The sequence below is a fragment of the Pseudoxanthomonas sp. J35 genome, assembly GCF_000513995.1.
Lineage (GTDB): Bacteria > Pseudomonadota > Gammaproteobacteria > Xanthomonadales > Xanthomonadaceae > Pseudoxanthomonas.
Genome location: NZ_AZVB01000003.1, coordinates 220,640 through 236,968 on the forward strand (window position 1 = coordinate 220,640; position 16,329 = coordinate 236,968).

Annotated in this window: 19 protein-coding genes; 12 read left to right on the forward strand and 7 right to left on the reverse strand. The window is 71.4% G+C overall.

Annotation, left to right across the window (positions count from 1 at the left end):
• Nucleotides 1-195: 195 nt before the first annotated feature.
• Nucleotides 196-627, forward strand: a complete 432-nt coding sequence (locus PSEJ35_RS0104055) for a hypothetical protein (protein WP_037082370.1) — start codon at nucleotides 196-198, stop codon at nucleotides 625-627.
• Between the two features lie 62 nt (nucleotides 628-689).
• On the opposite strand, the gene PSEJ35_RS0104060 is transcribed toward PSEJ35_RS0104055, so the two are convergent.
• Nucleotides 690-1,289, reverse strand: a complete 600-nt coding sequence (locus PSEJ35_RS0104060; RefSeq protein ID WP_028916681.1) for an ACP phosphodiesterase — start codon at nucleotides 1,287-1,289, stop codon at nucleotides 690-692.
• A gap of 130 nt (nucleotides 1,290-1,419) precedes the next feature.
• On the opposite strand from PSEJ35_RS0104060, the gene PSEJ35_RS0104065 reads away from it, so the two are divergent.
• Nucleotides 1,420-2,139 carry a DNA-formamidopyrimidine glycosylase family protein gene (locus tag PSEJ35_RS0104065; RefSeq protein ID WP_028916682.1) on the forward strand — a complete coding sequence of 240 codons (720 nt, stop codon included), beginning with the start codon at nucleotides 1,420-1,422 and terminating at the stop codon, nucleotides 2,137-2,139.
• A gap of 26 nt (nucleotides 2,140-2,165) precedes the next feature.
• On the opposite strand, the gene PSEJ35_RS0104070 is transcribed toward PSEJ35_RS0104065, so the two are convergent.
• Nucleotides 2,166-2,354 (reverse strand): hypothetical protein, encoded by a 189-nt coding sequence (locus tag PSEJ35_RS0104070; RefSeq protein ID WP_028916683.1) that lies wholly within the window; start codon nucleotides 2,352-2,354, stop codon nucleotides 2,166-2,168.
• A gap of 363 nt (nucleotides 2,355-2,717) precedes the next feature.
• Here PSEJ35_RS0104070 and PSEJ35_RS0104075 point away from each other — a divergent pair, with 363 nt between their 5' ends.
• Nucleotides 2,718-3,953: an MFS transporter gene (locus PSEJ35_RS0104075; RefSeq protein ID WP_051412480.1), complete on the forward strand. Its 1,236-nt coding sequence runs from the start codon at nucleotides 2,718-2,720 to the stop codon at nucleotides 3,951-3,953.
• A gap of 152 nt (nucleotides 3,954-4,105) precedes the next feature.
• Nucleotides 4,106-5,311, forward strand: coding sequence for an enoyl-ACP reductase FabV (fabV, locus tag PSEJ35_RS0104080; protein ID WP_028916685.1), 1,206 nt, complete (start codon nucleotides 4,106-4,108; stop codon nucleotides 5,309-5,311).
• A gap of 119 nt (nucleotides 5,312-5,430) precedes the next feature.
• Here fabV and PSEJ35_RS0104085 read toward each other — a convergent pair whose 3' ends face one another.
• Nucleotides 5,431-5,808 (reverse strand): response regulator, encoded by a 378-nt coding sequence (locus PSEJ35_RS0104085; RefSeq protein ID WP_028916686.1) that lies wholly within the window; start codon nucleotides 5,806-5,808, stop codon nucleotides 5,431-5,433.
• A 23-nt stretch (nucleotides 5,809-5,831) separates the two neighbouring features.
• Nucleotides 5,832-8,231 carry a PAS domain-containing protein gene (locus PSEJ35_RS0104090; protein ID WP_028916687.1) on the reverse strand — a complete coding sequence of 800 codons (2,400 nt, stop codon included), beginning with the start codon at nucleotides 8,229-8,231 and terminating at the stop codon, nucleotides 5,832-5,834.
• 139 nt (nucleotides 8,232-8,370) lie between these two features.
• Between PSEJ35_RS0104090 and PSEJ35_RS0104095 the strand changes: the two genes are divergently transcribed.
• Nucleotides 8,371-9,369, forward strand: coding sequence for a hypothetical protein (locus tag PSEJ35_RS0104095; protein WP_028916688.1), 999 nt, complete (start codon nucleotides 8,371-8,373; stop codon nucleotides 9,367-9,369).
• Between the two features lie 49 nt (nucleotides 9,370-9,418).
• On the opposite strand, the gene PSEJ35_RS0104100 is transcribed toward PSEJ35_RS0104095, so the two are convergent.
• Nucleotides 9,419-9,661 (reverse strand): DUF3297 family protein, encoded by a 243-nt coding sequence (locus PSEJ35_RS0104100; protein WP_024870168.1) that lies wholly within the window; start codon nucleotides 9,659-9,661, stop codon nucleotides 9,419-9,421.
• 232 nt (nucleotides 9,662-9,893) lie between these two features.
• Here PSEJ35_RS0104100 and PSEJ35_RS0104105 point away from each other — a divergent pair, with 232 nt between their 5' ends.
• The 7 genes from PSEJ35_RS0104105 to PSEJ35_RS0104135 all read left to right on the forward strand — a co-directional run bounded on the left by PSEJ35_RS0104105 (nucleotide 9,894) and on the right by PSEJ35_RS0104135 (nucleotide 15,400).
• Nucleotides 9,894-10,127, forward strand: a complete 234-nt coding sequence (locus PSEJ35_RS0104105) for a hypothetical protein (RefSeq protein ID WP_028916689.1) — start codon at nucleotides 9,894-9,896, stop codon at nucleotides 10,125-10,127.
• Nucleotides 10,128-10,359: 232 nt separating this feature from the next.
• Nucleotides 10,360-10,914 carry a YaeQ family protein gene (locus PSEJ35_RS0104110; protein ID WP_028916690.1) on the forward strand — a complete coding sequence of 185 codons (555 nt, stop codon included), beginning with the start codon at nucleotides 10,360-10,362 and terminating at the stop codon, nucleotides 10,912-10,914.
• Between the two features lie 9 nt (nucleotides 10,915-10,923).
• A complete protein-coding gene (locus PSEJ35_RS0104115) occupies nucleotides 10,924-12,114 on the forward strand; it encodes an NAD(P)/FAD-dependent oxidoreductase (RefSeq protein ID WP_028916691.1) in 1,191 nt (396 codons plus the stop codon).
• Between the two features lie 188 nt (nucleotides 12,115-12,302).
• Entirely contained in the window at nucleotides 12,303-12,626 is a 324-nt protein-coding gene (locus tag PSEJ35_RS0104120) for a hypothetical protein (RefSeq protein ID WP_037082292.1), read from the forward strand.
• Between the two features lie 210 nt (nucleotides 12,627-12,836).
• Complete coding sequence (locus tag PSEJ35_RS0104125) at nucleotides 12,837-14,120, forward strand: histidine kinase (RefSeq protein WP_028916693.1); 1,284 nt, start codon at nucleotides 12,837-12,839, stop codon at nucleotides 14,118-14,120.
• Nucleotides 14,113-14,883, forward strand: coding sequence for a LytTR family DNA-binding domain-containing protein (locus tag PSEJ35_RS0104130; RefSeq protein WP_028916694.1), 771 nt, complete (start codon nucleotides 14,113-14,115; stop codon nucleotides 14,881-14,883). Before PSEJ35_RS0104125 ends, PSEJ35_RS0104130 begins: the two co-directional genes overlap by 8 nt.
• Before the next feature lie 151 nt (nucleotides 14,884-15,034).
• On the forward strand, nucleotides 15,035-15,400 hold the full coding sequence (locus PSEJ35_RS0104135; RefSeq protein ID WP_028916695.1) for a hypothetical protein: 366 nt from the start codon (nucleotides 15,035-15,037) through the stop codon (nucleotides 15,398-15,400).
• A 12-nt stretch (nucleotides 15,401-15,412) separates the two neighbouring features.
• Here PSEJ35_RS0104135 and PSEJ35_RS0104140 read toward each other — a convergent pair whose 3' ends face one another.
• Nucleotides 15,413-15,787 carry a YciI family protein gene (locus tag PSEJ35_RS0104140; RefSeq protein ID WP_028916696.1) on the reverse strand — a complete coding sequence of 125 codons (375 nt, stop codon included), beginning with the start codon at nucleotides 15,785-15,787 and terminating at the stop codon, nucleotides 15,413-15,415.
• Nucleotides 15,788-15,847: 60 nt separating this feature from the next.
• A complete protein-coding gene (msrB, locus tag PSEJ35_RS0104145; protein WP_028916697.1) occupies nucleotides 15,848-16,312 on the reverse strand; it encodes a peptide-methionine (R)-S-oxide reductase MsrB in 465 nt (154 codons plus the stop codon).
• Nucleotides 16,313-16,329: the final 17 nt, after the last annotated feature.

Sequence of the window (16,329 nt, forward strand, 5' to 3'; positions counted from 1 at the left end):
TGAACCGTTCCCGACATGCGCGCGCCACCGGCGGCGCATGCGATTGACCCGGCGGATGCACGGGACTATCGTGCCGGCGGGCTCGGATGGGCGCCCACCTCGCAAAAGCGCAAGCACCACGTCATCCGCAAGCATCCGCTTGCATACCCTCCCTGGCCAAGAGCGAGCCGGCCGGATCATGGAGCTGGTATGCACATGCAATCCCCATCCGGAAACTCCCACGCCTCCGCACAGGACGCGCTGCGCCTGGTGCTGCGCCATGCGAAGCAGCTGCAGCGCGAGGCCCGCTCGGACTCGCTCGCCGAATCGCTGCCGGTGCTCCGCCGCCTGCTGGCATCCGGGGTCCTTCGCCACGCCTCGCTGGCCCGCCTGCACGCGCAGCGGGAGCGGGTACAGCGCAAGCACATCCTGCGCCTGCTCGCGCTGGAAGCCGGCCATGCGGGCTGGGAGGACTACCGCAAGGCATTGGCCACGCTCGATCCCGGGCAGCTCGAGCATTTCGACCTCCTGCGTCGCCATGTCGGCTACCCGAACCTGTGGTTCGCCTCGCTGGAAGAGGCGCAGCGCCACGCCGACGAGCATGGCGGGCGCGCGATGGGCTGCGGCAGGCAGGCGGTCGTGATCTGACCCGCATGCACCGGGTCGCCTGAAGCAACGTCGCCGCCTGCCCGCGACCGGGCGGGCGGCTCTCAGACATCCTGCAGCTGTGACCGCGCCCGCACCGTGTAGTCCTGCAGTTGCGGGAAGAACGCGTCGAAGCCCTCTGCGATCGCCGCTTCGTGCGTGCGCAGGTCCTCGAGGCAGGCCACCAGGCGGTCGCCATTGCGCGACAGCCGGGTGGCGATGCGGGTCACCGCCAGGTCCACGCTGGCACGGTCGCGGTACGAACCCAGCCAGTCGTGCGAGGCGATGCGCGGGGCGATCGCCTGCAGCCGCGGCGGCAGGTCGTCGAGCCGCGCCAGCAGGTAGCGGTAGAAGCGCGAGGTGAACGCGTCCAGCGGCTCGTCGCTGTAGCGCGCCCAGTCGCGCGCCAGGCAGTGGTCGTAGAACACGTCCAGGGCGATGCCGGCGTAGCGGCGCAGGCCTTCGCCGAACAGGCCGCGCGCGGCGACCACGCGCGGATGCGCGTCGGTATAGCGGTCGACCTGGCGGTGGACGAGGATCTCGCGCCGCTCCACCACGCTGTACTCCGCCAGCGCCGCGCGGCCGAACACGAAGTCGCCCATCAGGGCGCCGAGCATGGCTTCGGGATCGGGGCCGGCGAGGAGGAGGTGGGCGAGGTAGTTCATCGGGGCGTCAACTGCCGGCGCGCTGCCGGCGGAGGGGAAGTGTGGCACGCCGCCACCGGCGCGCGCGTTGCCGCAGCTGGGCCGCAGTGTTTGACGGTGCCGTCACCGTGGCGCTGCCGATACTGCCGCCGTGCCCGAAGGTCCCTCCATCGTCATCCCCAAGGAAGAAGCCGGCGGCTTCGTGGGACGCAAGGTCACGGGCGTGCGCGGCAACAGCCGCGAGCCGATCCAGCGCATCGAAGGCCAGCGCCTGCGCGCGCTGCGCAGCTGGGGCAAGCACTTCCTGATGGAGTTCGACGACTTCAGCGTGCGCATCCACTTCATGCTGTTCGGCCGCTACCGCATCGACGAGCGCAAGCCTACGCCGGAACGGCTGGGCCTGGATTTCGCCGGCGGCGGCGAGCTGAACTTCTACGCCTGCTCGGTGCGCTTCATCGAGGCGCCGCTGGACGAGGTCTACGACGTCATGAACGACGCCTGGGACCCGGCCGCGGCGCGCCGCAAGCTGCGCGCACGTCCCGATACCCTGGCCGCCGACGCGCTGCTGGACCAGGACGTGTTCGCCGGCGTCGGCAACATCATCAAGAACGAGGTGCTGCACCGGATCCGCCTGCACCCGGAGAGCCGGATCGGCGCGCTGTCGCCGCGCAAGCTCGGCGAACTGGTGACCCAGGCGCGCGAGTACAGCTTCGATTTCCTGCGCTGGAAGAAGGCCTACGTGCTGCGCAAGCACTACCAGGTGCATACCCGCACCATCTGCCCGCGCGACGGCCACCGGCTCAGCTACCGCAAGCACCTGGGTCAGGCGAAGCGGCGCGCTTTCTATTGCGAGCACTGCCAGCGGCTCTAAGAGTAGCCACCCGCTGCGCTTCGGCGTCAGATCACCAGCTTGCCCAGCACCGCTTCCAGCGCCACGTCGGCGCACAGGGCGATGAACAGGATCGCGATCCAGCCGCGTTCGATGCCTTCGCCCGGGTGCCAGACCAGCTTGCCGGCACCGACCAGGCTGGCCGGCAGCACGAACAGCAGGGCGGCGTGGCCCAGGCTCATCGCAGAGATGTCCATGGCGCGTCTCCATGACGGCGGTCGTACCGCGATGGCCTGATCTTCCTGCTGGTCCCAGCGAGATTCGTTGATCCGGATCAATCAGCGCTGCTGTGCCCGCCCCCCGGGGAAATGAATGTAGAGCGGGGCTTGCCCCGCTGCCTTCACCGGCGTCGGCACATCCGGCGTGGGAGTCGGGCAGGCCCGACTCCACGGGTGCCCATTCTCCAACCCGGCGGGAGGGGGCTTTCCGTCCGCGCTGCCTGTCCTGGCGACGGCGCGGCGGGCCCGATCCGCCTCTTGCGGCCGGCGTTGCATGAACGGGACGCCGGCATCCCGGCGGTCGGCCTGTACCGGGATGTTGCGACGCAGCATAATTCCCGCATGCCTGCCACGCCCCCTCCCGCCGATCCGGCGGCCGTCGCCGTTCCCGCGATCAGCCGCGGCCGCTACGCCCTGATCCTGACCGCGCTGACCCTGGGCGGCTTCGGCATCGGTACCAGCGAGTTCGCCGGCATGGGCCTGATGCCGAACATGGTCGCCGGGCTGGGCGTGAGCGAACCGCAGGTCGGCCACCTGATCAGCGCCTACGCCCTGGGCGTGGTGGTGGGCGCGCCGCTGCTGGCGATCCTCGGCAACGGCCTGTCCCGCAGGACGCTGCTGCTGGGGCTGATGGGTTTCTACGCCCTCGGCAACCTCGCCAGCGCGCTGGGCCCGGACTACCACAGCCTGATGCTGTTCCGCTTCATCGCCGGGCTTCCGCACGGCGCCTACTTCGGCGTCTCGGCGCTGACCGCGGTGGCGATCAGCCCGCCGGAAGCACGCGGACGGGCGGTCAGCCTGACCATGCTCGGCCTGACCCTGGCGATCCTGCTGGGCACGCCGCTGGCGACCTGGGTCGGGCAGCTGGCCAGCTGGCGCTGGGCCTACGCGGCGGTGGCGGTGATCTCGCTGCTGACCGTGGCGCTGATCGCGCTGGCGCTGCCGTCCCGCCTGGCGCCGCCGGCGCCGGCTGGCAGCCCGTTGGTCGAACTGCGCGCCTTCAACCGCCTGCCGGTGTGGCAGGCGCTGCTGATCGGCGCGATCGGCTTCTCCGGCATGTTCTGCGTGTTCAGTTACCTGGCGCCGACCATGGTCGAGGTCACCGGCGTGGCCCCGGCGTGGATCCCGCTGGGCCTGGCCGGCTTCGGCCTGGGCGGGGTGATCGGCAACATGCTTGGCGGCTGGCTGTTCGACCGCCTGCAGTTCCGTGCTGCGCTGGTGGTGCTGGGCTGGGCCGCGCTGATGCTCGTGCTGTTCCCGCTGGCGGCGCGGCAGCCGTGGAGCCTGCTGCTGGCCACGGTGTGCATCGGCATGATGGGCGGCCTCGGCACGATCCTGCAGTCGCACCTGATGGACGTGGCCGGCGAGGCGCAGACCCTGGCCGCCGCCTCGCACCACGCCGCGTTCAACGCCGCCAACGCGCTGGGCCCGTGGCTGGGCGGCCTGGCGATCACCGCCGGGTGGGGCTGGACCTCGACCGGCCCCGTCGGCGCGGCCACCGCGCTGGCCGGCATCGGCCTGTGGCTGTGGGCGTCGCGCACCCTGGCGCGCCGCCAAGCCTGCGCGACCGCGGCCTGACGCCGCGCTGATTGCCGCCCCGGCGGATCGCGCCCGCCACCCGCTCCCACCATACGCTCCGGAAGGGGCGGCTGGCGGCCGCAGCCCTTAGACTGTGCCGCTCCGCGTGCGCCCCGCGCCCGCGCCTCCATCCGCTTCCGAGAGAGTCACGCGTGGTCATCCATCCCAAAGTCCGAGGCTTCATCTGCACCACCGCCCACCCCGTGGGCTGCGCGAAGAACGTGCAGGACCAGATCCGTTACGTGCAGGCGCAGGGCGCCCGTGGCGAGGGTCCCAAGCGCGTGCTGGTGATCGGCGCCTCGACCGGCTACGGCCTGGCCGCGCGCATCACCGCCGCCTTCGGCTACGGCGCCGCCACCCTGGGCGTGTTCTTCGAGAAGCCGGGCACCGAGAAGAAAACCGGCAACGCCGGCTGGTACAACTCCGCCGCCTTCGACCGCTACGCCAAGGAAGCGGGGCTGTGGAGCCGTTCGATCAACGGCGACGCCTTCTCCGACGAGGTCCGCGCCAAGGCCATCGAGCTGATCGGCGAGATGGGCGGCCCGATCGACCTGGTCGTGTACTCGCTGGCCTCGCCGGTGCGCCGCCTGCCGGATACCGGCGAGCTGAAGCGCTCGGCGCTCAAGCCGATCGGCCAGGCCTACACGTCCACCGCGGTGGACACCAACCGCGACCAGGTCATCGAGGCCACGGTCGAGCCGGCCACCGAGCAGGAAATCGCCGACACCATCCGGGTGATGGGCGGCGAGGACTGGGAGCTGTGGATCGAGGCGCTGTCGAAGGCCGGCGTGCTGGCGCCGGATGCGAAGACGGTGGCCTTCAGCTACATCGGTACCGAGATCACCTGGCCGATCTACTGGCACGGCGCCCTGGGCAAGGCCAAGGAAGACCTGGACCGCGCCGCCCACGCGATCGATGCGAAGCTCAAGCCCACCGGCGGTTCGGCCAACGTGGCCGTGCTCAAGTCGGTGGTGACCCAGGCCAGCGCCGCGATCCCGGTGATGCCGCTGTACATCGCCATCGTCTACCGGATCATGAAGGAGAAGGGGCTGCACGAAGGCCCGATCGAGCAGCTGGAGCGCACCTTCCGCGAGCACCTGTACAGCGACAACCCGCCGCCGGTGGACGAGTCCAACCGCCTGCGCCTGGACGACCGCGAGCTGCGCGACGACGTGCAGCAGGCCTGCCGCGAGCTGTGGCCGACGGTGACCACCGCGAACCTGTTCGAGGTCACCGACTACGCCAGCTACAAGCACGACTTCCTGAAGCTGTTCGGCTTCGAGCGCACCGACGTCGATTACGACGCCGACGTCGACCCGGTCACCCCGTTCGACGTGGTCGACCTGACCGCGGAGTGATGCCGATTGCGCCCCTCTCCCCGGGGAGGGGCGTCAACGCCTCCCTGTAGAGCGGGGCTTGCCCCGCTGCTTTTCACGGCCGCCGGCCCATCCGGCGCGGGAGTCGGGCAAGCCCGACTCTACGGGGACGGGGGCGCGGTCGCCGCGCTGACGCAGTCGCGCAGGTCCTTCAGCCGGAACGGCTTGCCGAGCAGGAGCAGGCCCGGGTCCAGCTCCATGTTGCTGTAGCCGGAGACCACGATCACCGCGGCCTGCGGGAAACGCGCGCGGACCTCGCGCGCCAGCTCCGAGCCGGACATGCCGGGCATCAGGTGGTCGGTGATCAGCAGGTCCGGCACCAGGCCGCCGTCGAGCGCGCGCAGCGCTTCCTCGGCCGAGCCGACCTCGATGACCTCGAAACCCATGTCCACCAGCACGTCGGCGGTGCACATGCGCACGCCGGGTTCGTCGTCCACGACCAGGGCGATGGAAGGGTTCGGTTTGTGGATGGAGCCCATGACGCCTCCGCCTTCGTTCCCGGTCATTGTGCCTGCATCGGGGTCCCGCCTGCAGCCGGCAGCCACAGCTCCATGGTGGTGCCGGCCCCCGGCGTGCTGTCGATCCGCAGGCATCCGCCCAGCTGCGAGGCCAGGCCGTGCGCCATCGACAGGCCCAGGCCGGTGCCCTTGCCGATGCCCTTGGTGGTGAAGAACGGCTCGATGGAGCGTTCGCGCGTGGCCGCGTCCATGCCCACGCCGGTGTCCTTCACCACGATGACGACGTAGCGGCCCGGGGACAGGGCCGGATCCTGGCCGGAGCCTACGTCCTCGCGGCGTGCCGACAGCGTGAGGGTGCCGCCATCGGGCATGGCGTCGCGCGCGTTCACGCCGAGGTTGAGCAGGGCCATCTCCAGCTGGTTGCCGTCGGCATGGGCGCGCGGCAGGTCCGGTTCGACCTCGATGACGGTACGGATGCGCGGGTCGAAGCTGCTGCGCAGCAGCTGGCCCAGGCCGTCGAGCAGGATGGCCACGTCGACCTGCACCGCCTGCAGCGGCTGGCGGCGGGCGAAGGCGAGCAGGCGCTGGACCAGGGTCGCGGCGCGATCGGCCGACTGCCGCGCCACCGCCAGGGTGCGGCTGCGCCGCTCCGGCGAGGTGGACGGGTCCTCGGCCAGTTCCAGCGCGGCCATGATCGGGGTCAGCAGGTTGTTGAAGTCGTGGGCCACGCCGCCGGTGAGCTGGCCCATCGCCTCCAGCTTCTGCGACTGGCGCAGCGCTTCCTCGGTGGCCAGGCGGCCGGTGATGTCCAGCGCCTCCAGGATCACCGCGCTGATCGCGCCGGAGGCGTCGTACAGCGGCCGCAACGACAGGTCGAACGATCGCCGCCCGACCGGCAGGTTCACCGTGATCTCCTCGCGTATCGCCTCGCCGGCCAGCGCACGCATGAACGCGTCGCGCACCCAGTCGGACATCCCCGGCGTGGCGGTGAACCACGGCGTGTTCCAGATCGGCAGGCCGATCACGTCCTGCAGGCGCACGCCGATGGCCTCCAGCGCGGTGCGGTTGGTGTCCTGCAGTGTGCCGTCCAGTGCGCAGCGGCCCTGCAGCTGGTAGCTGCTCTCGAACAGGCTGCGCAGCTGCGCCTGCGAGTCGGCCAGCGCCCGTACCGCGGCGTTGATGTCGGTGACGTCGCGCGCGCTGCAGTAGAACTTGCCGCCTTCCGGCGTGGCCACCCACGACAGCGTGCGGTAGTCGCCGTCGCGGGTGCGGATGCGGCACTCGAAGCCCAGCAGCGGGATGCCCTCGCGCAGGCGGCGTCCGGCCTCCGATACCGCGGCCAGGTCGTCGGGATGGACCAGGTCGCGCACCGGGCGCGCCTCCAGGTCCAGCGCCGACCAGCCCAGTACCCGCTGCCAGGCCGGATTGCTCTTCGCCAGCAGGCCGTCGGCGTCCATCACCGCCAGCAGGTCGGGGGTGACCTGCCAGGTGAGCGAGCGCTCCTGCGCCTGCTCGGCGACCTGCCGTTCCAGCTCGTGGTTGAGCCGGCGCAGGGCCTGCTCGCTGCGCGCACGCGCGGTCTGGTCCAGGCCGGCGACGAAGATGCCCTCGACCTGGCCGCCGGGGCCGAGCATCGGCTGGTAGATGAAGTCCAGGTGCCGCTCGTGGACCGGGCCGTCCGGCGTGGCCTGTTCCATGAACACCGCGCCGTTGGCGAGGAACGGCACGCCGGTGGCGTAGACCTGGTCGAGGACCCCGACGTAGCCCTGCGCCACCGCGTCCGGCAGCGCCTCGGCGACGGTGCGGCCGACCACGTCGCGGCCGCCGACCACGGTGCGGTAGCTGCTGTTGGCGAACTCGAAGCGGTGCTCCGGCCCGCGCAGCAGGGCCATGAAGGTCGGCGCCTGCTCGAACATCCGCGCCAGGCGCCCGTACTCGTCGGCCAGGCGTCGCTCGGTGAGCACGCGGCGGGTGGTCTCGTGGCAGACGTTGAGCATCGCCACCACCTGCCCGTCCGGTTCGCGCACGGGGCTGTAGGCGAAGGTCCACCAGGTGTCCTCGGGGAAGCCGTTGCGCTCCATGCGCAGGTACATGTCTTCCACCCAGGTGGCGGTGCCGGACATCACCGATTCGCATAGCGGGCGGATGTCGTCCCACAGCTCCGACCACACCACCGGGATCGGCTTGCCCAGCGCCCCGGGCTCCTTGGCGCCGAGCACGTCCATGTAGCGGTCGTTGTAGAACAGCAGCAGGTCCGCGCCCCAGCCCAGGCACATGGGGAAGCGCGAGCCGAGCATGATCGACAGCGTGGTCTTCAGCTCGTCGGGCCACTGCTCCGGCTCGCCGAGCGGATGCCGCGACCAGTCGTGGTTCGCGATCCGGGCCGCCATCACCCCGCCGCCACGCAGGAACTGGATGCCGGCGGTCGAGGAAGCGTCGCTCATGGGGCGGCAATGGCCGGGAAGGTCGGCCGATGCTGGCATATTGGTGCGTGAACGAGGTGAGGAGGCCAGGTCCACCTGGGGGAACTCGTTCACGCCGGCGTGGTCAGCATGGCTTCTCCCCGGACACCGACCTCGACCCTTGCCCCATCCCGCCCAGGCCGCATGGCGCGACGAACTGCTGCCCCGCGTGGTCGCGGCCGGCGGCAGCGTGCTGCTGCTCGCGCTGGGGTGGAAGCTGGCCAGCGGACTGGTCCCGATCGGCATGCCGCGGATCGAGGAGACGCCGCGGTTGCGGGTGGTGTTCTCCCCGCGCAACGCGGCGCCGGACCTGCCCGTACCGCCTCCGGCCGTCCTGCCTGCCGCGCCGGTGCAGGACGCGCGCGCGCCGGCCTCGCCACCGCCGCCACAGTCGCGATCCGACAAACCGCAGCCCGCGCCGCCCCCAGCCGCACCGCGCAATGCCGTGCCCACCCTGTTCGGCGAGGATGGCCGGCCGCGCCTGCCGGCGCAGCTCGCCGACCGCTGGGAGACGGCGAAGCCCGCGCCGGGCGGCAAACCCGTCGAGCCCGAACGCAACCCGCTCGAGCGCCGCAATCCCGTCGACGCGCGCAGGACCCGTTTCGCCGACGACTGGGTCAGCGATGGCGATGCGGCCGAGGTCATCAACCAGCAGATCGCCCGCGCGCAGAGCAAGATCGCCGAGTTCCTGCTGGGCAAGGACATCCAGCACGCCCGCGCGCGGCCATCGCCGGAAGTGCGCTTCAACCCGGTCCGCCACGAGCGCGTGGCCGATCTCGGCAGCGAGGCCACCGGCGACGCGTACAAGGCCGCGCCGATCCCCTACGAACCGGCGCCCGGCCTGGAGGGCGAGGCCAGCCGCCGCATCCGCGAACAGGTCGCGGCGCTGGAGACGGCGTACTCGCGCTGCGACCGCGCGCGCCTGCGCCGGCTGATGCAGCCGCTGCTGGCGCATCTGGACGAACTGCAGAAGGCCGAGACCGCGTTCGCGCGCGGTGCCGACCCGGTGCGCGCCCGGCACATGCTGCCGAACGTGGCCAATACCGCCTACGACATGGCGCGCCGCGCGCTGTGGTATGCCGACACGCGCATGGCCGGCTGCACCGCTGGCGCGGGATGAGGCCTGGCAGGCGGCGCGCCGTCGAAGCGGTCGCGCCGCGTGCTGCCGGTCAGGCCGGCTGGATGAAGTAGGGCTCGACCGTGCCCTTGATCTTGAGCGTCATCGGGTTGCCGCGGCGGTCGCGCGAGCGGCCGACCTGGACCCGGATCCAGCCTTCGCTGACCGAATACTCCTCGACGTTGTCGCGTTCCTCGCCATTGAAGCGGATGCCCACGCCGCGCTCGATGATGGCGGCGTCGTAATAGGGGCTGCGCGGGTCCAGGGCCAGTCGGTCGGGGGGCGTATCGCTCATCGGAATGCGTAGGGTCTGCGGCCGGCGGCGCCGGCGGAATGCAAAGGATAGCAATGCACGTGCGTTCCGCATGGCCTGTCCGCGCCGCGACGGGCGTTGAGCTGGTCGAGGACGCCACCGGGGAAGGGGCGGCGGCTCTTCGCTGGCGCTTCACGGCCACCGCTGCAGCATCGCGCCGGCGGAAAGGGACCCCCGTGGCAGACGCCGTGTGGCACGCGGGGAAGCGTCGGGAATGGAACAGCACGAGGTGTCCATCATGAAGAACATGGCCGGTCTTGCCTCCACGGTTGCGGGCTTCGGTCCGCTTGCCTTCCTGTCCATCCAGCACACGCCACCCGGGACGGTCCCGGAAGCCTTCACCAACGAGGAGCGCGCGCGGGCCTTCCGCAATGCGCTGCCGGTGGTGACGGCGAATACCTATCACTGGCAGTTCCGGGACCTTGCGCCGGGCCTGGTCGAGGGTTGAGCGTGGCGGACGGCGAAGCCCTGGGCGGGCACGCATCACCCCTGGGGCGATGACGTGCGCGGGATAGCCCGCGTCCGCAGGACGCGGGCGTTCGCCGGCATGCGCGCCAGGGGCGCGCGAACATGCCGTCCCACCCGGTGGGAGAGGGGATGAAGGGCGGGTGCGCGTATCATGCGCAGCTTCCCGCGCCGCGCCGCCGTCCAGGCCGCGGCCACCGTCCCCAGGAATCCCCATGGCGTTGAAGGCCACCGTGGTCCGTGCCGAGCTGCAGGTCAGCGACATGGACCGCCATTACTACGCGAGCCATCCGCTCACCCTTGCCCGGCATCCGTCCGAGACCGAGGAGCGGCTGATGGTGCGGCTGCTGGCCTTCGCCATGCATGCCGACGAGCGCCTGGAGTTCGGCCGCGGCCTCAGCACCGACGAGGACCCGGACCTGTGGCAGCGCGACTACACCGGCGACATCGAGCGCTGGATCGAGGTCGGCCAGCCGGACGAGGCGCGGCTGCGCAAGGCCTGCGCCCGTGCCCGCGAGGTGGTGGTGCTCAACTACGGCGGCCGCGCCGCCGAGCTGTGGTGGGAGAAGGTCGGCCCGGCGCTGGCCCGCCACGACAACCTCGTCGTATGGGACCTGCCGGCCGCGCAGGTGCAGGCGCTCGCCACGCTGTACGGCCGCGGCCTGCGCCTGACCGTGATGATCCAGGACGGCGAGGTGCGCCTGCTGGGAGCCGACGGCAGCGAGGTGGCGATCCAGCCGGTCGCGCGCATGGGCGCACAGGCGGCCTGAGGCAACGCGGTGTCGCAGCGTTACGACGCCATCGTCATCGGCGCCGGCGCCGCCGGGCTGATGTGCGCATTCACCGCCGGCGCGCGCGGCCTGCGCGTGCTGGTGGTCGAGCATGCCAACAAGGTCGGCAAGAAGATCCTGATGTCCGGCGGCGGGCGCTGCAATTTCACCAACACCGGCACGACCCCGGCCAACTACCTGTCGGCCAACCCGCACTTCTGCAAGTCGGCGCTGGCCCGCTACACGCCCTGGCACTTCATCGACCTGGTCGAGAAGCACCGCATCGCGTACCACGAGAAGGCGCCGGGCCAGCTGTTCTGCGACGTGTCCTCCAAGCTGATCGTGAAGATGCTGGTGGACGAGTGCGCCGCGGCCGGCGTGGAGATCCGCACCCATTGCACGATCGAGCGCGTCGAGCACGGCGACGACGGCGGTTTCCGCCTGCGCACCGCGCAGGGCAGCTTCGCCGCGCCGGCGCTGGTGGTGGCCAGCGGCGGGCTGTCGATCCCCAGCCTCGGCGCCACCGGTTTCGGCTACGAACTGGCCCGCCAGTTCGGCCACGCAGTGCTGCCGACGCGCGCCGGCCTGGTGCCGCTGACCCTGTCCGGCAAGCACCAGGAGCGCCTGGCCGACCTGTCCGGCGTGGCCCTGGAAGTGGAGGCGCGTTGCAACGGGCGCAGCTTCCGCGAGGCGATGCTGTTCACCCACCGCGGCGTCAGCGGCCCGGCGATCCTGCAGATTTCCTCCTACTGGCAGCCCGGCGACGAGTTGCGCCTGGACCTGCTGCCCGGCCGCGACGCCCACGACTGGCTGCGCGCGCAGCAGAAGGCGCGCCCGGACGCCGAACTGAAGACGGTGCTGGCCGAGGCCATGCCGAAGCGCTTCGCCCAGCGCCTGTGCGAGGTGTGGCTGCCGAACCGGCCGATGCGGCAGTACGACCCGCCGCAGCTGCGCCAGGCCGCGGCGCTGCTCGCCGACTGGCCGCTGGTGGCCAGCGGCACCGAGGGCTACCGCACCGCCGAGGTGACCCTGGGCGGCGTCGATACCGACGGCGTGTCCTCCAGCACCCTGCAGTCGCGCCGGGTGCCGGGCCTGTACTTCGTCGGCGAAGTGCTCGACGTCACCGGCTGGCTGGGCGGCTTCAACTTCCAGTGGGCGTGGGCTTCGGGCCATGCCGCGGGCAGCGCGCTCGCCGCCTGAAAAAATCCGATGCACCGGAATGGGGCGCGCGCATCGCGCTTCACGCATGCGCGGAAGGCATCAGCTCATGCGCTGAACGCTTCATCGCACCACGCGATTTTTCACTGCACTCCGACGCACGCGTTGCAATCCTTCCGCGCTGTGGTGGCTGCCGGCGGGGCGCCACCCGTGTATGGCGGGCACGAGCAATGGACGACGCAAGAGCGTCTGCACGACAGGCGGTGATGATCGACATCGACCGGGAACGCGAGCACTGGCGCCAGCGCTACCACGGTCTGCCGCGCGCACGCGCGATGCGCAGCTTCGCCCGGTACTGGCCGGTGCTGTGCGCGGTGTACGACGTGTACCTCAACCATCCCCGCGCCGGGCGCGGCGAGGCCATGCGCCTGTACCTGGGGCGCGAGGACGTGGCCTCCAGCCTGCTGACCGAGGACGAGGCGGCGACGGTGTTCGAGCGGGCCTGGCAGCGGATCGAGGGCGTGCCGGCGAGCGGCCCGGCCGGCGTCCCCTAGGCGCCCGGCGCCGGCCGCCGGCACTCCATCCCGGTCGTCGGGCCCGGCGGGCAGCTGCGCGTATCGTGGCGCAATGCCGGCCGGGCCGGTTCGCGTCCGCTCCCGATCCGGCGCGTTCCGTCGCCGCATCGGGGCTTCCGTCGCAGGCGGGGTTCCCATGGGGGCGGCGACCGCTATGCTCCGCGGCAACGTAGAACCCCGCGGTGCCGCGTGACCACCAGCCTGTTCCTGATCCTGCGCATCCTGTTCGCCTGGGCCGTCGCCATCCTGCTGGCCGGCTTCGTCTGGGACGGCGTGTTCAATGGCGTCGGCGGCATCTTCTGGCTGCTGGCGCTGGGCACCATGGTCGTCGCGCTGCTCGGCGCGATCACCCACCTGCGCCGGGTCCGGCTGATCGCCGGGCGGGTGGACGCCAACACCATCAGCGCCCACCAGCAGCGCCGCATCGAGGTGCCGCTGGACGCCGATGCCGCCTTCGCCATCGTCGCCGCCGCGGTGCGCGAGCTGCCGCGGGTGGAGGACATCGAGGAGTCGCGCGGCAGCCTGCAGGTGCGGGCGCGGGTGCGGCGCAGCGATCCGTTCGGCGGCATCCAGCCCTCGCGCTGGAACCTGCTGGCGCGCTTCGCCATCACCCACGACCGGGTCCTGGCCACGGTGCAGCCGGGCGACGGCATCAGCAGCGCGACCCTGCTGTGCGAGCCGGACGCGCCGCACTGGGTCGACCTGTTCGCCCTGGACGAAGGCAGCAACTACGAGAACGCCGAGGCCCTGCAGCGCTCGGTCAGTCGCCGCGTGGCCGAGCAGCGCCGCGACGAGCAGGCCGCCGCCGAGCGCAGCGCCACCGACAACGCGCTGACCGTGGCCCGCCTGAACCTGCTGATGGCCCAGGTCGAGCCGCACTTCCTCTACAACACCCTGGCCAACGCCCAGGTGCTGGCGCGCACCGACCCGCCGCGCTGCGAGCAGATGATCGGCCACCTGATCCAGTACCTGCGCCGCTCGCTGCCGCGCGAGCACGACGCCCTGTCGACCCTGGGCGAGGAGCTGGAGCGCACCCGCGCCTACCTGGAGATCCTGCGGATCCGCATGGGCGCGCGCCTGCAACTGCACATCGAGGTGGCCGACGAGCTCAAGCAGGTGCAGCTGCCGTCGATGATGCTGCAGACCCTGGTCGAGAACGCGATCAAGCACGGCCTGGAGCCCAAGCCCGGCGGCGGCAACATCTGGATCCTGGCGCGCCGCTTCGACGACCACGCCACGGTCACCGTCGCCGACGATGGCCAAGGCTTCGGCGGCGCCACCTCCGGCACCGGCATCGGCCTGAAGAACCTGCGCGAGCGCCTGCGCCTGACCTATGGCGAGCGCGCATCCTTCTCGATCGTTTCCAACTTCCCCAGCGGCGTGGCCGCGACGCTGTCGCTGCCGGAGACCACTACCGTTCCGCCGCCGCTGCCGGGCGTGGCGGGCGTGGAAGGAGAGGCCCGCCATGGTTGATTGCGTGATCGCCGAAGACGAGGAGCTGCTGCGTACCTCGCTGCTGCTGCAGCTGGGCGAGGTCTGGCCCGGGCTGCGCATCGTCGCCGAGTGCGAGGACGGCGCCTGCGCCCTGGAAGCCATCGCCGAGCACCAGCCGGACGTGGCCTTCCTCGACATCCGCATGCCCGGCCTGACCGGCATCGAGGTCGCCGCGGCGATGTCCGAGGTCAGCCCGCGCACCCAGGTGGTGTTCGTCACCGCCTACGACCAGTACGCGATCGACGCCTTCGAGCAGGGCGCGGTCGACTACCTGCTCAAGCCGGTGGCGCGCGACCGCCTGCAGGCCACCGTGCAGCGCGTGCAGTCGCGGATGGCCGCCGGCCGCCCCGACCAGGCCACCCTGGATACGCTGCTGCGCCACCTGCAGCAGCGCCCGGCCGAGCCGAGCGCGCCGCCGCCGCTGGCCTGGATCACCGCCAACGCCGGCCGCGAGACGCGCCTGATCATGCTCGACGAGGTGCTCTACTTCCGCGCCGACAGCAAGTACACGGTGGTGGTCACCGAGGCCGGCGAGGCGCTGCTGCGCACGCCGCTGAAGGAACTGCTGGCCGCGCTGGACCCGCACCAGTTCCGGCAGATCCACCGTTCCACCATCGTCAACCTGCGCGCCGTGGCCTCGGTGGTCCGCGACGACAGCGGCAAGGGCACGCTGCGCCTGAAGGGCCGCAGCGAAACCCTGCCGGTGAGCGTGCCGTACATGGCCCTGTTCCGCGGGATGTGAGCGCAGGAGGAGGCGAATGCCACTGCACTGCGACGGTTCGCCGCCGCCGTGCATCCACAAGGAGTTGCCGCATGAAGTCCCGGGTTCCCCCGAGTTCCCTGGCCCCGCGCGCGACCGGATGCCGCGTTGCCTGTTCCCCCCGAGGTGTGCCATGCATTTCCTGACCATCCTCCTCTCCTGCCTGCTCGCGCTGTTCGGCGTCGACGAGCGCCCGACCACGACCAGCATCACCCGCGTGGTCGGGGACGGCACCGAACTGCTGTTCAGCAAGACCACCCAGGTGGAAGGCCAGACGGTGTTCGAGTGCTTCTCCAGTGCCAGCGGCGGCTGCCACTACCGCATCTGGGAAGAAAGCTGCCCTGCTGGCGCGCACGCTGCCAGCGGCGACCAGGCCTGCCAGCGCCACGAACTGGACCGCTTCGAACTGGCCGTCGGCCGCCGCCACCAGGTGCAGGGCCTGCCGCGCGGCTTCCGTCACTGCGTCACCACCGGCACCGACGCCAGCTGCGCCAGCTGAGGCCGGCGCGGCTCAGGCGCCGACGCGCACGCGCTCGGCGTCCATGTCGGCGACCGGACGCACTTCCATGCTGCCGTAGCGCGCCCACGGGAACTGCCTGGCCAGTTCCACCGCCTCCTCCATCGAGTCGGCCTCGACCAGGTTGTAGCCGGCCAGCACTTCCTTGGTCTCGGCGAAGGGACCGTCGAAGACCGTGGTGCGGCCCTCGCGCACGCGCACGGTGCGCGCCTGCTCCGGGTCCTCGAGCTTGTTGAAGCCCACCAGGGTGCCGCGTTCGGCCAGGGACAGGGCGTGGCGGATGCAGTGGCGCATCTCCGCGTCGTATTCCTCCGCCGGCACCTTCTCGAGCAGTTCCGGGTCGATGTACACGAGCAGCAGGTACTTCATGCACGACTCCTCTCGGGGGGGGGGGCGGCATGGTAACCCCGCCGCGACGGCGGCCGCGGTTCAGGCCGGGCCGGCTTCAGCGCCACCGCGGCGCAGCGGGTCGGGCAGGGGCTGGCCGGCGTCGACGAAGGCGAGCGACACCGAGTTCAGGCAGTGCCGCTCGAAGGTCGGCGGCGGGCCGTCGGGGAACACGTGGCCCAGGTGGCTGCCGCAGCGCGCGCACACGATCTCGGTGCGGACCATGCCGTGGCTGGTGTCGCGGATCCGGCCCAGGTGCTCCTCCGCATACGGCTCGAAGAAGCTCGGCCAGCCGGTGCCGGAGTCGAACTTGGCGCTGGAGCGGAACAGGGGCAGTCCGCACAGCCGGCAGCAGTAGGTGCCTTCGCGCTTGTTGTCGAGGAACACGCCGCAGAACGGCGCCTCGGTGCCGTGCTGGAGCAGCACCCGGCGTTCCTCGGCCGAGAGCCCGGCGACCAGGGCTTCGCGCTGCGCCTGGGTGGGCGGGGTGAGGTCGAAACGGCTCATGTCGGGACTCCTCGTGC